The 15,237-nt window shown below is 39.9% G+C and carries 13 protein-coding genes and 1 riboswitch; of the genes, 10 read left to right on the forward strand and 3 right to left on the reverse strand.

Annotation, left to right across the window (positions count from 1 at the left end):
- Nucleotides 1–81: 81 nt before the first annotated feature.
- Entirely contained in the window at nucleotides 82–1,395 is a 1,314-nt protein-coding gene (locus IPMB12_RS11850) for an MFS transporter (RefSeq protein ID WP_166917615.1), read from the reverse strand.
- Nucleotides 1,396–1,591: 196 nt separating this feature from the next.
- A riboswitch (Lysine riboswitch) is annotated at nucleotides 1,592–1,769 on the forward strand.
- 80 nt (nucleotides 1,770–1,849) lie between these two features.
- Between IPMB12_RS11850 and IPMB12_RS11855 the strand changes: the two genes are divergently transcribed.
- Nucleotides 1,850–3,403 carry an alanine/glycine:cation symporter family protein gene (locus tag IPMB12_RS11855; protein WP_166917616.1) on the forward strand — a complete coding sequence of 518 codons (1,554 nt, stop codon included), beginning with the start codon at nucleotides 1,850–1,852 and terminating at the stop codon, nucleotides 3,401–3,403.
- A 285-nt stretch (nucleotides 3,404–3,688) separates the two neighbouring features.
- On the opposite strand, the gene IPMB12_RS11860 is transcribed toward IPMB12_RS11855, so the two are convergent.
- Both IPMB12_RS11860 and IPMB12_RS11865 read right to left on the reverse strand, forming a co-directional pair.
- Nucleotides 3,689–5,644, reverse strand: a complete 1,956-nt coding sequence (locus IPMB12_RS11860; protein WP_166917617.1) for a MacB family efflux pump subunit — start codon at nucleotides 5,642–5,644, stop codon at nucleotides 3,689–3,691.
- A gap of 4 nt (nucleotides 5,645–5,648) precedes the next feature.
- Complete coding sequence (locus tag IPMB12_RS11865; RefSeq protein WP_166917618.1) at nucleotides 5,649–6,845, reverse strand: efflux RND transporter periplasmic adaptor subunit; 1,197 nt, start codon at nucleotides 6,843–6,845, stop codon at nucleotides 5,649–5,651.
- Nucleotides 6,846–7,157: 312 nt separating this feature from the next.
- On the opposite strand from IPMB12_RS11865, the gene yccX reads away from it, so the two are divergent.
- From yccX to ompA, 9 genes are all read left to right on the forward strand, one after another.
- Nucleotides 7,158–7,439, forward strand: a complete 282-nt coding sequence (gene yccX / locus IPMB12_RS11870) for an acylphosphatase (protein WP_166917619.1) — start codon at nucleotides 7,158–7,160, stop codon at nucleotides 7,437–7,439.
- Nucleotides 7,440–7,525: 86 nt separating this feature from the next.
- Entirely contained in the window at nucleotides 7,526–8,098 is a 573-nt protein-coding gene (lptC, locus tag IPMB12_RS11875; protein ID WP_166917620.1) for an LPS export ABC transporter periplasmic protein LptC, read from the forward strand.
- A 10-nt stretch (nucleotides 8,099–8,108) separates the two neighbouring features.
- The gene (gene lptA / locus IPMB12_RS11880) at nucleotides 8,109–8,630 is read left to right on the forward strand and encodes a lipopolysaccharide transport periplasmic protein LptA (RefSeq protein ID WP_166917621.1); all 522 of its coding nucleotides are present in this window, start codon (nucleotides 8,109–8,111) and stop codon (nucleotides 8,628–8,630) included.
- Nucleotides 8,631–8,645: 15 nt separating this feature from the next.
- Nucleotides 8,646–9,371, forward strand: coding sequence for an LPS export ABC transporter ATP-binding protein (gene lptB / locus IPMB12_RS11885; RefSeq protein WP_166917622.1), 726 nt, complete (start codon nucleotides 8,646–8,648; stop codon nucleotides 9,369–9,371).
- 15 nt (nucleotides 9,372–9,386) lie between these two features.
- Nucleotides 9,387–10,814, forward strand: coding sequence for an RNA polymerase factor sigma-54 (locus IPMB12_RS11890; protein WP_166917802.1), 1,428 nt, complete (start codon nucleotides 9,387–9,389; stop codon nucleotides 10,812–10,814).
- Nucleotides 10,815–10,856: 42 nt separating this feature from the next.
- Nucleotides 10,857–11,717: an RNase adapter RapZ gene (gene rapZ, locus IPMB12_RS11895; protein WP_166917623.1), complete on the forward strand. Its 861-nt coding sequence runs from the start codon at nucleotides 10,857–10,859 to the stop codon at nucleotides 11,715–11,717.
- A 69-nt stretch (nucleotides 11,718–11,786) separates the two neighbouring features.
- The gene (locus tag IPMB12_RS11900) at nucleotides 11,787–12,713 is read left to right on the forward strand and encodes a TIGR01212 family radical SAM protein (RefSeq protein WP_166917624.1); all 927 of its coding nucleotides are present in this window, start codon (nucleotides 11,787–11,789) and stop codon (nucleotides 12,711–12,713) included.
- 119 nt (nucleotides 12,714–12,832) lie between these two features.
- A complete protein-coding gene (gene rdgC / locus IPMB12_RS11905; protein WP_166917625.1) occupies nucleotides 12,833–13,747 on the forward strand; it encodes a recombination-associated protein RdgC in 915 nt (304 codons plus the stop codon).
- A gap of 144 nt (nucleotides 13,748–13,891) precedes the next feature.
- A complete protein-coding gene (gene ompA, locus IPMB12_RS11910; protein WP_166917626.1) occupies nucleotides 13,892–14,926 on the forward strand; it encodes a porin OmpA in 1,035 nt (344 codons plus the stop codon).
- Nucleotides 14,927–15,237: the final 311 nt, after the last annotated feature.

Raw genomic sequence — 15,237 nt, forward strand, 5'->3', positions numbered from 1 at the left:
GTATTATAGAGTAAAACTACTGTTTGGTGGAATTTTGTTAGATGGGGGTTGAGCGGCATGTGCCGCTCCAACACCAATTTTTTAAATATCATTCGCTGTATATTTATCTTTAACCAGATATAAATGCAGGCCAACTACTGCACCGAGTACAAACAGCGCTGATACATAATACGCTGGAGCTAAGTGACTAACAAAATCAGTTAACAGAGAGATTAATAATGGTGTTAAACCACCTGCAATCGCATACGCCATATTAAACGAGAAGGAAACCCCGCTATAACGGACTTGTGCCGGGTAAGCGCGTACCATAAAGAAAGCAAACGCACCCACAGCCCCAACACCATATCCAGCAATACCATAAGTTAAAAATAGCAGATCCAGATGATTTTCTAAAGACAGATAGAAAACCATAATAGAAACAGCACCAAACAGGCAACTTGCTATCATGACACGTGCCACACCAAATTTATCTGCCAGTGTTCCGTTAACAATACAGCCTAAAATGAGTCCGATAATTGCAATCGTGTTAGCTTGTAGCGCCACAACGGCTGGAACATTAACCTGACGTTGTAAATAAATTGGCGCCATCAAAATTGCGACCATAATTCCTGCTGACAAAACCCATGTCAGTAACATCGAAATAATAGTTTGTGGCAAATAGGTTGAAATTACTGTTACAACAGGTAAACGAGTATTTGTTTCTGACTGTTTACGTTTTTGCATCTCAGCAAAGATTGGTGTCTCTTTTAACCAACGACGTAAATACATGGATAACAAACCAAACACCCCACCTAAAATAAATGGAATTCTCCAGCCCCATGCCAACATATCATCCGGCTGAACTGTCGCATTTAAAAACGTGGAAATTAGTGAACCAAGTAAAATCCCCAGACTAAGTCCAGCCGTTAAAATACCACAGGCAAAACCGACGCGGTTTTTAGGAACATGTTCTGCAACAAATGTCCAGGCTCCTGGTACTTCACCACCTACAGCCAGCCCCTGACATAAACGCATAAGCAGAAGTAATAGGGGTGCAAAAATACCAATTGAAGCGTAAGTCGGTAAACAGCCGATCAGCAGTGTAGGCACCGCCATCAACAGAATACTAAGTGTAAACATTCGTTTGCGGCCAAAGAGGTCGCCAAAATGGGCCATTACAATGCCACCAAACGGACGAATCAGATAGCCTGCCGCAAAAATACCAAAGGTTTGCACCTGTGCAAGCCAGCCCGGCATATCAGGTGGGAAAAACAATTTACCAATTGTAATAGAGAAGAAAACGAAAATAATAAAATCATAGAACTCTAAAGCGCCACCTAAGGCAGATAGTGAAAGGGTTTTATAATCCTGATTATTTAATGTTCGGGTTGGTGCAATAGCCACATCTATAGACATAATTTATTATCCGTAAAATATTATTTACATTTATCGTAAATAAATATACACGATTTTGACAGATATGCAATAAAAGTGAGTGGAAAAGTCTATTTTATATACACATGAAAATTATGGATATATTTTTATCATGAAAATGAATAATTACATAAAATATTATTGTATTTTTAGTTAAATACCTTTAATCTTCAACATTTGTAACAATAGAGGAGCAGATTCAATGAGTCGTTAAGTTTAGCGTGGTAGCGATGAGACTTAACAAAAGGTGAATTTGCCGAAATATAACAAACGACCAAATTTGTTATATTGGGCTTGTACTAAATAAGTATAAGACTGTCATTGTCCATTGTGAACAATGTTGCGCTATTGCTTTCTTTCTCTCTGCTTACCCTCGTTAGATTGAACTGGAAGTCATGCGTTGCTAATTTTATATTTAGAACTCATAGGTTTAATTTTGAACGAGATACTACAACTAGTTAACGAATTCTTTGCTTTTATCGGTCCAATTACTGATGCTATCTGGGACTTCCCAACTAATCTGGATTGGTATGCGGCAATTCCTGTTATCGGGCAATTCTCCTTTCCAGTTATTCTTTTAATTGGTGTTGGGATCTATTTCACCATTAAGACACGTTTTATTCAGGGACAAAGTTTTGGTCCTGCGATTAAAATTATGCTCAGTAAACAAAAGTCTAAACGTGGTATTACTGCTGCAGGTTCTTTTATGCTTGGACTGGCAATGCGTGCCGGTCCAGGTAATATCGTCGGAATTACCGGTGCCATTTCTATTGGTGGTCCGGGCTCACTATTTTGGATGTGGGTTGCTGCGTTCTTTGGTATGTCTTCAGCATTTATGGAATCAGTTCTGGCTCAGCTATTTAAAGAGAAGAAAGGGACTGAATATGTTGGCGGGTTGCCATTTTATGGTCGTCGTCTGCTTGGTAACAAACGTTTTGTTGGCCTGTTTTTGTCATGTGTATTTATCTTCTATGCGCTATTTAATATTCCAGCGCAAACCTTTAATGTGTTCTCCGCAATTGGTACCATTGCAGAAACCGTGATTGGTGAGCCTGTTGAGCGCCAATCAACCTTATATTATTCGATTGCAGTCTGCCTTGTTATTGCCTGTGCTTTTATTATCTTTGGTGGCATCCGCCGGGTAGTTGCATATTCTGATGTGCTGGTACCAATGAAAGCTATTTTATTCTGCGGTATGTCATTTATTATTATTTTGATTAACTTCCCATTAATTCCTTATTTCTTTAAAGAAGTGGTGGTGGGTGCGTTTTTACCTCATGCTATTTTTGGTGGTGCTATTGGTACGGCTCTGGCACAGGGTGTAAAGCGAGGATTAATGTCCAATGAAGCTGGTCAGGGTACAATTACAATGGCAGCAGCAGTAGCAGAAAATAAACATCCTTGTGAACAAGGCTTAGTGCAAAGTTTTGGCGTGTTTTTTGATACGATGGTCATTTGTACTTTGACCGGATTTATTGTGGTTATGGCACATGTCTGGACTGGTTATACAGCAGGCCCTGAGTGGGAATCGATCAGAGCTTCTAAAATTACCTTATATTTAACCTCTGTTCAGACTCTGATTCCAGGTTCTATCGCCGGTATTGTAAAAATTATTATGTGTGCTTGTTATGGTCTGTTTGCCTTTACAACATTACTTGGAATGATCTCATTTGCTGAGATTTCTTCTAATTTTATCTCTAAGAAACATGGATTTATCTTATTCATTCGTACTATGGGATCGCTGGTCTTTGTTCCTTTTGGCGCACTAACCATTCTGGCTGGGCTTGAGCTTGGTAACCTTTGGTATATTTCTGATTTAATGAATATCATTATGGTTTACCTGAATATTCCGTTACTGCTGATCGGCGCTCCGCTGGTGTATAAAGCTTTAGCACATTATAGAAAAACCAAAGGTGGCAAGTTTGTATCTAAAGACTTTGGATTTGAGACCGAGTGCTGGAAAGAAGATCAGGAAGAGCACCGTAGTTAATATATTTTAGTTAAAAAGAGCTGCCTTAGGGCGGCTTTTTTTATGTTATTAGCATTGGTGGTGGAGCGGTATGCGCCGCTCTGGCGCAGTATATTTCTGGTGTAGTGATTAAGTTCAGTGAGTTTGACGGCCTAGCGCACCCCACAGGCGCCTGCTCGAGGGCTAGCTAAGACCTGTAGGATACGCTCTCCGTCAATCATTGCATCTGTAGAGCTGATTAAGAATTAGAAATAATTTCTTTCTTTTGAATTAAAATAAAATAACCAATTGATTTAATTAAATAAATCATTCCCTTTCCAAAGCATGAATTGGATCGAGTTTAGCAGCTCTCCGTGCCGGGAAGAACCCGAAAATTAAACCAATTGCACTTGAACAGGTAAAAGCAGCAACAATCGCGGCGATTGAGAAAATCATCGAGAAACTGGTTACAAAATAACTAAAGATTACACCAATCAAGAGGGAAAGCGTAATTCCTAGCGTACCACCAATTAAACAGACTAGCACCGCTTCACTCAGGAACTGCTGCAAAATATCACTGGAACGAGCACCAACGGCCATGCGCACACCGATCTCTTTAGTTCGTTCGGTCACAGATACTAGCATAATATTCATCACCCCAATCCCACCAACAATTAGTGAGATAAGCGCAATCATAGAGACCAGCAGAGTCATAGTCGCTGTTGTTGATTCAATAGTTTGACGAATACTATCAGAGTTAAAGATGAAGAAGTCTTTCGAACCATGACGCTGAATCATCAGGCGTTCAATCGCCTGCTCAGCAATATTCATATCAACATCATCTTTCACACGTACCGTAATACTACGCAGTGGCGTTTGCCCAACCATACGATTAATCACCGTCGTATAAGGCAACCAGACATTTAGATTTTCATTACTACCAAAACCTTGTTGCTGGCGATCTGCCACACCAATAATACGAACAGGTAGTGATCCCAAATGCATAATCTGACCGATAGGATCCTGATTTTTAAACAGTTGCTTGACGGTATTGACATCAATGACTGCATCTTGTGCTGATGTTGCCACACTTTCCAGATCAAACGCTTTACCCTGAGTAATCGTATAACCACGCACCGCAAAGAACTGTTCGCCGGCACCATTCACCGTTCCACTAACCGCCTGATTCCCGACCCGGAAATAAGCACTAGTTGAAACATTTGGTGATGCACTGTGAATATAGCTTTGCTGTGCTAAGGCATCGGCATCAGACGAGCGTAATGTAGTTATCCGGTTAGCATTACGATCACCAAAACCCGAACCTCTAAAAATCTCAAGAGTACTGGTACCCATGGAGCTGATTTCAGCCAGAATCTGGCGTCTGGAGCCCTCACCAAGCGCCACTACCGAAACTACCGACGCGATCCCAATGATAATCCCAAGCATGGTTAAAAACGTACGCAGACGCTGGGTAGTCATGGAGAGAATAGCCATTTTAAACGCATCAAAAAAGCGATCGCGTTTAGAGGCAAAATTATCATTGGTTTTGGTGACGTGAATTTCCTGAATCTGACGATTCGGATCAATATCAATATTTTCATTACGGGAATCAGCAATAATATTGCCATCACTGATTTCAATGATTCGTTCTGCGTTCTGAGCAATTTGTGGATCGTGGGTAACGATAATGACAGTATGACCTTGCTTATGCAAATCACGTAAAATCTGCATCACTTCTTTACCGCTTTGACGATCAAGGGCGCCGGTTGGTTCATCGGCTAATATAATTTGTCCACCATTCATCAGAGCACGTGCAATACTGACACGCTGTTGCTGACCACCAGAAAGCTGAGTGGGTTTATTATGAATTTTATCAGCCAGACCTAAACGAGTCAGCAGTGCCTGTGCTCGTTCTCTACGCTTTTGTTTATCGGTGCCAGCATAAATTGCCGGAATCTCTACATTACCTTCAGCAGTTAAAGCACTCAGCAAATGATAACGCTGAAAGATAAAACCAAAATGTTCGCGGCGTAGTTCTGCCAGCTCATCAGGCTCCAGCTTATTAGTCACCCGCCCACCGATGGTATATACCCCATTCGTTGGTTTATCCAAACAACCCAAAATATTCATCAGCGTTGATTTACCGGAACCGGACGCACCAACAATCGCAACCATCTCTCCAGCATTAATTGTCAGATTGATCTGTTTTAATACCTGAATTGTCGTCTCACCGGCAGGAAACTCGCGGGTGATATTTTCCAGTTTAATTAATGGCTCTGACATAGCGTTACATTCTCAAGCGTGGCATTGCTGAACCACTTTTATTCACTGTCGCGGCCATACTACTAATTATCACAGTTTCGCCTTCGTTCAGACCAGATAAGATCTCCACATTAATATTGTTATTAATGCCTAATTTGACTGTACGTTCTACCGCATTACCTGAACTGTCGACCACGTAAACAATACCTTCATCCAGACCATTACTGCCTTGTATTGCCATAGATGGAACCAGAATCACATCTTTAGCTGATGCTAAAACAATATATACTTGTGCAGTCATAGAAATACGTAGCGTTTGTTCCGGGTTATCCACATCAAATAAGCCATTATAGTAGATAGCCGTGGTTGTAGATGATGAGCTGGAAGACGTTGACGTTTCAGTATTAATTGAGTCTGGAGCTGGTTCAATAGCACGCAGACTAAGTCCATCATAACGCTGGTTCAGACGACCTAAAATGGTGAAGTAAACCGGCATCCCCTCTTTCACGTTGATAACATCAGCTTCTGAAATTTGTGCTTCCACTGTCATTTTATCAAGCTGTGCCACTTTAACAATGGTTGGTGCACTTTGTACGGAGTTCACCGTTTGGCCTTCTTCAACCGGAATTGCTACAATCACACCATCCATTGGTGACACAATCTTGGTATAACCTAAATTTAACTGAGCTGTATCAACAGCAATCTGAGCGCTAATAATATTAGCATCTAACGCTTTAATATCAGCCCGAATGGCATCGAGTTGTGCTTGTGCTTCATCTAAATCAGACTGCGCGCCGGCACCACGATTAACCAGTTTTAATTGACGGTCATAAGTTAATTGATAATTTCTGAGTGTTGCTTCTTTAGATGTACGTTGTGCTTCAAGACTTGTTAAAGAGGCTTCTGCCTGTTTTAAGTTATTTTGTTGAGTTAAATCATCGATCTCAGCAATTAACTGATCTTTAGTCACTGACTGGCCCAATACAACATAGAGTTTTTTAATCTGACCCGAAACCTGCGCACCCACACTAACTTGTTTATAGGCACTAATAGTACCATCAGCTAACACAGTTTGTTCAATATTACCGCGGAATACTTTCGTTGTAATATAATTTGGTGCAACCGGTGCAGGAAAAATAATGGATACGATGAAGAAACCTACTACGGCAATAATTGCAGCAATAATCAGGTACTTTATTTTTAAATATTTTTTTAACTTCATGTGTTAACCTACTCCAGTGGAAACATCCATACTCAATTATTTTGTTTATATTATATGATTCTATCTTTATTTTTGATAATGATAATCATTTTATCTTAATGATGGACTAAATTGTCCAAAAAATGAATTATTTATCGATAATCGTCTGTTAAATTATACGTAAATTTTACTTAATTCATTTATTATCATTGGGTTAGTTCTTATACTAAACCTTAATCAAACAATTGTATAACTGAATTATTAAGAAGAAATTAATTTTTTGTTTCTCTTTTAATAAAGCATAATTAATCAATACGTAAGATGAGATTTCCTATGACAATTAAAACCATTCAGATCGTAGTGACCGGGCAAGTACAGGGTGTTGGTTTTCGTTTCTCGACGTATCAGAAAGCCACCAAAATTAAACTTACCGGATATGTGAAAAACTTATCCACCGGGCAGGTAGAAATTGTTACTCAGGGGTCAGAAGAACAGATAAAAGAGTTATTACAATGGCTTGATGACGGAGGTCCTCGTTCTGCACATATTGAAAGATATCACGTGACCGATTATACCAAAGACACTGTTTTTTCACGATTTGCAGTAACGTATTAGTATGGCTAAAAAGTCTAGTTAATATTATTGTAAATTTAGCGTAGAATACCAAACCAGAAAATGAACGACAGGCACAGACATTAAGCATGAATAAAAAATCGTGGATCTATATCATACTAATCGTACTCGCAATCAGTATCTATTATTATCAAACAGGTCCTGACGCAGTTGATTATGATCCGTCGCTTTCTGCCTCTGAAGCTCCAACTTATCAAAGCAATGATATGTTGACTGTCGTTTATGATCCTTCTGGTGATTTATTATATAAAATTGTGGCAACGAAAGTGCAATATTTTGAAAATACCGGAGAGACACATTTTGAAAATCCAAATGTGACGCTATATGACAAAGAAAAGTCAGCATCGTGGAATGCAAAATCAAATACCGCTATACTGACTAAAAATCGCATTTTGTATTTATATGAACAGGTTGAATTTAATAATTTAACACCAAATGCACAGCTTGAACGTATTTCGATGGATAATGCCAAAGTGAATCTGATCACGCAGATCATCACATCGGAAGACGAAGTGAAAATACAAGGTCCCGGATTTTATTCCACGGGCGATAAATTACGCGGTAATTTGAGAGAGAAAACCGCTAATTTACTGGAAAATGTAAAGACCTATTATGGCGGCCAACTGACGACGGAAGAGTAAAATTAAATTTATGAAGAAATCAATTAAGCAACTAAAAATAGGATTAAGTGCTGCACTCCTCCTAATGTTACCAGGTCTGGCGATGAGTAATACCAATGCCGTAACACCGACGGTACGCAATCAGCCAATCACTATTGATGCCGATCATCAGGAATTTAGTATTCAAAATAATACCATTACCTTTACCGGCAATGTTGTTATTTTGCAGGAAGGTTTAAAAGTGACTGCTGATAAGGTCGTTATCAGCAATACGCAAAGTCAGACTGATCAAAAAATTACTGCTTTTGGTAAACCGGTGCGTTTTCAGCAAAGTTTAGAAGGTAATCGCAGTATTAATGGTCATTCACAACAACTTGATTATGACGTGAGAACAGCAACCGTGACTTTAACTGGCAAAGCGGAGCTGACTCAACAAGATAACCAGATCAGCAGTAATAAAATTATTTATAAAGTGAATGAGCAACAAATTATCGCGGAAGGTAACTCAAATAATCGAGTGAAAACCACTATTGTTCCAAATCAATTAAATTAGAGACAGATAAATCGTATGGCAACATTACAAGCACTTAATTTGGCAAAAGTTTATAAAGGCCGTCGGGTGGTGGAAAACGTAAGTTTGACCGTCAACTCTGGCGAGATTGTCGGATTATTGGGCCCAAATGGTGCCGGCAAAACCACGACATTTTATATGGTCGTCGGTATTGTTACATTAGAAGCAGGTCAAATCTCGATTGATGATACTGATATTGGCGTTTTACCACTGCACGAACGTGCCCGTTTAGGTATTGGCTATTTACCACAAGAAGCGTCTATTTTCAGACGTTTATCCGTTTATGACAACATTATGGCAGTGCTTGAAATTCGCCCTGATCTCAATTCTGATGAGAAAAAAGAACGTGCCGAGGAGCTGCTTGAAGAGTTCCATATTACTCATATTCGTGACAATTTAGGCCAATCTCTGTCTGGAGGTGAACGCCGCCGGGTTGAGATCGCCCGCGCTCTGGCAGCTAACCCAAAATTCATTCTGCTGGATGAACCCTTTGCAGGTGTTGATCCAATCTCAGTTATTGATATTAAAAATATCATCACTCATCTGCGTGATCGCGGTCTGGGTGTCTTAATCACTGACCATAACGTACGTGAAACACTGGATGTATGTGAACGTGCATACATTGTAAGTAAAGGCCACCTCATCGCCGAAGGCTCGCCAAATAGTATTCTAAATGACGACCACGTAAAACGCGTGTATCTTGGCGAAGAATTTAGACTATAAACGTTTATCATTATGATAAAACAAGGCTTGCAACTCAAACTCTCACAACAACTGGCAATGACCCCCCAGTTGCAGCAAGCTATTCGTCTGTTACAACTCTCCACTCTGGAACTAAAACAAGAGTTGGAGCTGGCGCTGGAGAACAATCCACTGCTTGAAGTTGCCGACCATTTTGATGAAGTCACCGTTTCGGAAGAGATCGCCGATGAGCAGATCGATACCCGTGACATGATGGAACAAAAAAATATTCCTGATGATATCCCGCTTGATGCTTCGCTCGATGATATTTATACCGCAGGTACTCCTTCTGGTACACACTCTGACTACCGTAGTGACGAACTGCCAGTTTATCAGGGTGAAACCATCCAGACACTACAAGATTATTTGAACTGGCAGCTGGATCTCACTCCTTTTACCGAACAAGATCGCGTCATCGCCACATCAATTATTGAAGCCATTGATGAAAGAGGTTATCTGACCGTTTCTCTGAAAGAAATTTTAGACGCTCAGGGCAATGATCAAATCGAGCAGGATGAAGTTGAGGCTGTCCTTAAGCGTATCCAGCATTTTGATCCAATCGGCGTTGGTGCCCGTGATTTACAAGAGTGCCTGTCAATTCAGTTGAATCAGTTGCCCTCAGAAACCTCTCATCTGGCAGAAGCGAAACAAATTGTCGATCATCATCTAGTGCTGCTTGGTCAGCGTGATTTCAGGACCCTGAAAAAAATCCTGTCTATTCGGGAAGAAGCTCTTAAAGAAGCAGTAGCTCTGATTCAGCAGCTCAATCCTTATCCAGGTGAATCCATTTCCACCCAGACACCGGACTATATTATTCCGGATATTTTAGTTAAAAAGATTCGCGGACGCTGGCATGTTCTGCTCAGTAATGACAACCTGCCAAACTTACGCATCAATCAGCAATATGCTGCGCTGGAAAAGCTCGCCAACGAGACTGATGGGCAGTTTATTCGTGCTCATTTGCAGGAAGCCAACTGGCTGATAAAAAGTGTTGAAAATCGTCAGGACACCTTGTTGCGCGTTAGCCACTTTATCGTCGAGCACCAGCAAGCCTTTTTTGAATTTGGTGATGAACATATGAAACCGATGGTTTTATCCGACGTGGCTGATGCAATTGATATGCATGAATCGACGATTTCCCGCATTACCACTCAAAAATACCTGCAATGCCCACGCGGTATCTTTGAGCTAAAATACTTTTTCTCCAGCCACGTGAACACACAAAGCGGCGGAGAAGCCTCATCAACAGCGATTCGTGCATTTATTAAAAAAATGATCGCAGCAGAAGATAGCCAAAAACCATTAAGTGATAGTAAGATAGCAAGTCTGTTAGAAGAACAAGGTTTGATCGTGGCAAGGCGTACTGTGGCAAAATATCGGGAATCTCTCTCTATTCCACCATCAAACCAGCGTAAACAGCTATAAATACAATAATACTCACAAAGTATAATAAACTGGAGTGGTAGCATGATATTAATGATAGTGAGCGGTCGCTCAGGTTCAGGTAAATCTATTGCCTTGCGAGCTTTAGAGGATATGGGCTTTTATTGTGTAGATAATATTCCAATCGTCCTGCTACCGGAACTGGCAAAAACCCTGAAAGATAACAATACACCAGTTGCGGTGAGTGTGGATATTCGTAACTTACCGGCTCATCCGGAACAGTTTGAAGAAACACTGCAACAACTACCAAAATCTATCACTCCGCAGGTTGTCTTTTTAGATAGCGATCGTAATACGTTAATACGCCGTTATAGTGAAACCCGTCGTCAGCATCCGCTTTCCAGTCAAAATCACTCTTTAGAAGAGGCCATTGATCTGGAAGATCAATATCTTGAGCCAATTCGTTCACATGCTGATCTGGTGATTAATACAGCTAATCTTTCAGTACACGAATTATCTGATCTGTTACGCCAACGCGTGCTGGGTAAAAAAGAGCGTGAACTAACCATCGTCTTTGAATCTTTTGGTTTTAAATATGGTATTCCTACCGAATCTGATTTTGTATTTGATGTACGTTTTCTGCCAAATCCGCACTGGGATCCGGATTTACGCCCACTGACCGGACTTGACCAAGGTGTGATCGATTTTCTATCCAGACACTGGGAAGTAAACAACTTTATTTATCAGACCAACAACTACTTATTACAATGGCTGCCAATGCTTGAGCGTAACAATCGCAGCTACTTAACCATTGCTATTGGCTGTACCGGCGGGCAACATCGTTCTGTATATATCGTTGAACAACTGGCAGAGTTCTTCAGAAGTCGTGGTAAACAGGTACAAACCCGCCATCGTAGTTTAGAGAAAGGCTTACACAAGAAATAACCGTAATAAAATCAAAGATCTAGATTTAACATAACCCATTGATTTTATTAGGCTTTTTAGATAAGAAATATGCAATTACATCTGGTAGTAAACACCTTTGGTGCTGATTTACAGCACCGATATGGTGAAAAGATTTATAAGCTAACCCTGCACGGTGGCTTTAGCTGCCCTAATCGGGATGGTACGCTTGGCCGTGGCGGATGTACATTTTGCAATGTCTCTTCTTTTGCTGATGAGTCTTTACAGGTCAAATCTATCTCTGAACAGCTTGAGCAACAAGCCAGACAGATGAAAAAATCAAAACGCTATCTGGCTTACTTTCAGGCCTATACCAGCACTTATGCTGAAGTTGAAATCCTGAAAGCGATGTATGAAGAGGCGTTAAGAAGTACTGATATCATCGGCTTATCAGTCGGTACCCGACCAGATTGTGTGCCGGATGAGGCACTGCAACTGCTTGCAACTTATCAGCAACAAGGTTATGAAGTGTGGCTGGAACTTGGACTACAAACAGCTAATGATAAAACCTTAAAACAGATCAATCGCGGTCACACTTATCAGGATTATCATCAGACGGTACAAAAAGCACGTCAGCTTGGCATCAAAGTTTGTAGCCATATCATTATCGGTCTGCCAAAAGAGACTCGTGCAGATAACTTTTATACACTGGAAAAAGTACTGGAAACAGGTGTCGATGGTATCAAGCTCCACCCTCTGCATATTGTTGAAGGAAGTATTATGGCGAAAGCCTGGCGGGCAGGTCGTCTGCCAGTACTCACTCTGGATGAGTACGTCGATATTGCCGGTGATCTGATTCGTGCTACACCAAAAGATATTCTCTATCACAGAGTTTCTGCCAACGCCCGTAAACCTACGCTACTCGCTCCTGACTGGTGTGAAAATCACTGGGAGTCGATGAATGCCGTGGATAAAAATCTACGGGGAAAAGGCAGTCAGGGCGCAGCACTTGGCGATCCTTATCAATATAAAGAATAAACACCATGGCAGGTTTTGATTATTGGTAATATTCAAAATAAGCCTGTTAATCCCCCATTAATTTTATGCTAAAATCTTTCCCTAAAATTTAGATAAGAACGATTTAAACAGGAATACTTATGCTTTGGTTTAAAAATGCAATTGTGTATCAGCTTAATAAAGATGATCATCTGACAAAAGAAAATGTTGAGAAAGCACTTCAATCACACCCTTTTATTCCTTGTGGTAGCCAGGACAGCACTAAGTTTGGCTGGGTATCTCCATTTGGTGATAGTCAGGATGTCAATCTGTTTGAAATTCAGGGACACATGCTGCTTAAAGCCAAAAAAGAGACAAAGCTCCTGCCATCGTCAGTCGTTAAGCAAGCGCTACAGGCCAAAGTAGAAAAGCTGGAAAATGCCCAAAGTCGTAAACTTAAAAAAATCGAAAAAGACTCATTAAAAGATGAAGTGATGATCGATTTACTGCCACGCGCTTTTAGTAAATATAATTATTACTGGCTCTGGATCGATACCAAAAATAAACGTGTCATCGCAGATTCTGGCAGTCACAAACAGGCAGAAGATCTATTAGCGTTACTACGCAAAGGTCTTGGCACGCTGGCACTTACACCGCTTCATTATGATACACCGCTTGAACAAATCATGACTACCTGGGTGCAAAAACAACAAATCCATCCACCATTTATCTTAGGTGATGAAGCAGAGCTTAAAGATCCACTGGAAGGTAATGGTATTATTCGTTGTAAAAATCAGGAAGTTACTTCTGAAGAGATTCTGTCCCACATCGAAGCTGGTAAACAGATTACAAAATTAAAACTGTATGAAGAAGAAAAACTCAACTTCATGTTACATCATGATATTACGATTAAACGTATAAAATATGAAACAACTCTGCTCGATCAAAATGAAGATATCGGCAAAGATGAGCGTGAAAAACGCTTAGAAGCAGACTTTCTTCTTATGAGTCAAGCACTAAGCAGTACATTAAATAATCTATTATCGGTGATTGAGAAAGTAGCAAAAAACACCTAAATAAATTATTTTTATGTATAAAAACCTTTTATTTCTGTAGAAATACCAGTATTTTATGATACAATCACCAAGCCATAAGTATAATTGTTTTTGACAAGATATATTTAAATGGAATTTTACAAAACAAACATTTGAGGCGTTAAAATGAAAAAGACAACTCTAGCTTTAGCAGTGGCAATTGCAAGCTTAACAACAGCGGCATACGCAGCACAACCAGAAAACACCTGGTATATCGGTGGTAAAGCTGGTTGGTCTAGTTACCATGATGCAACTTTCTACAACGGTGCAAGCGATAACATGCATATCTCTAAAGACCGTGTAGGTGGTGGTGTATTCCTTGGCTATCAAGCAACGGATTATGCAGCTATCGAATTAGGCTATGACTGGTTAGGTCACGCTGACTACCGTGATAAAACAACAGGTGACAAATCTCAGTTACGTGTTCAAGGTATTCAATTAGCAGCTAAATTAAGCTACCCACTATCATTCATTAGTGAAGATTTAGATATTTATACTCGTTTAGGTGGTTTCATTGCCATGACTAAATATAAGAGCCCAACATTAACAGATAGCGACTCTGACGTTGCTCCGTTAATCGCTGCTGGTTTTGAGTATAAATTAAGTGAAGACTTCGCTGCACGTTTAGACTACCAATGGATCAATAACATTGATAACAAAGGTGACTTACGTCCAGACAACTCTTTACTATCACTCGGTATTAGCTATAACTTCGGCGGTGGTGCACCAGCGAAGACAACTTCTATCGATTATAAAGAAAACCGTTATGTGTTAAATGAAGATGTTCTATTTGGTTACAACCAATCTACATTAAAAGCAGAAGGTGAAGAAGCATTAAATGGTTTAGTTTCTGCATTAACAAAAATTAACCCATCTGAAGGTGCTGTAGTTGTTATCGGCCATACTGACCGTATCGGTTCAGCGGCTTATAACCAAAAACTTTCTGAACAACGTGCTAAAACAGTTATGGATTACCTAGTAGCTAAAGGTATCCCATCTGACTTAATCACTGCTAAAGGTGCTGGTAAATCTAGCCCAATTACTGGTGATAAATGTAACAGCTTAACTGGCGCAGACTTAAAAGCATGTTTAGCACCAGATCGTCGCGTTGAAATTGAAATCAATGCTAAAAACGTAGAAGAAGTTGAAGTAACTAACTAATATTTAGTTAAATCACTTTTCAAGTATAAAAACCCGATACTATATCGGGTTTTTTATTGTCTATAATTATAATTTATCCACAGCCGATTAAACCTTATCCATACAGTATTTTCTACTATTTCTATTACCTATAATTTTTTACTTTATACACTTTCATAAATTTATCTGTTGATAAAACTGAATATAATTAAGTGATTAAAGAGTTTTCTGTGAGTAATTTCGATTTCTTTACAATTAGAGAGGATCTTATCCAAGATTTAAGCTATAATTATTGGATTATTTTGTGTGTAACATGGTATTAAGGAGCCGTT

The sequence above is a fragment of the Zophobihabitans entericus genome, assembly GCF_011745665.1.
Classification (GTDB): Bacteria; Pseudomonadota; Gammaproteobacteria; order Enterobacterales; family Orbaceae; genus Zophobihabitans; species Zophobihabitans entericus.

Bases quoted from the DNA above. Each gene is read 5' to 3' on its own strand.
- ompA (WP_166917626.1), top strand. From the start codon at position 13,892: ATGAAAAAGACAACTCTAGCTTTAGCAGTGGCAATTGCAAGCTTAACA.
- lptC (WP_166917620.1), top strand. From the start codon at position 7,526: ATGAATAAAAAATCGTGGATCTATATCATACTAATCGTACTCGCAATC.
- IPMB12_RS11865 (WP_166917618.1), bottom strand. From the start codon at position 6,845: ATGAAGTTAAAAAAATATTTAAAAATAAAGTACCTGATTATTGCTGCA.
- rdgC (WP_166917625.1), top strand. From the start codon at position 12,833: ATGCTTTGGTTTAAAAATGCAATTGTGTATCAGCTTAATAAAGATGAT.
- lptB (WP_166917622.1), top strand. From the start codon at position 8,646: ATGGCAACATTACAAGCACTTAATTTGGCAAAAGTTTATAAAGGCCGT.
- yccX (WP_166917619.1), top strand. From the start codon at position 7,158: ATGACAATTAAAACCATTCAGATCGTAGTGACCGGGCAAGTACAGGGT.
- IPMB12_RS11900 (WP_166917624.1), top strand. From the start codon at position 11,787: ATGCAATTACATCTGGTAGTAAACACCTTTGGTGCTGATTTACAGCAC.
- rapZ (WP_166917623.1), top strand. From the start codon at position 10,857: ATGATATTAATGATAGTGAGCGGTCGCTCAGGTTCAGGTAAATCTATT.
- IPMB12_RS11860 (WP_166917617.1), bottom strand. From the start codon at position 5,644: ATGTCAGAGCCATTAATTAAACTGGAAAATATCACCCGCGAGTTTCCT.
- lptA (WP_166917621.1), top strand. From the start codon at position 8,109: ATGAAGAAATCAATTAAGCAACTAAAAATAGGATTAAGTGCTGCACTC.
- IPMB12_RS11850 (WP_166917615.1), bottom strand. From the start codon at position 1,395: ATGTCTATAGATGTGGCTATTGCACCAACCCGAACATTAAATAATCAG.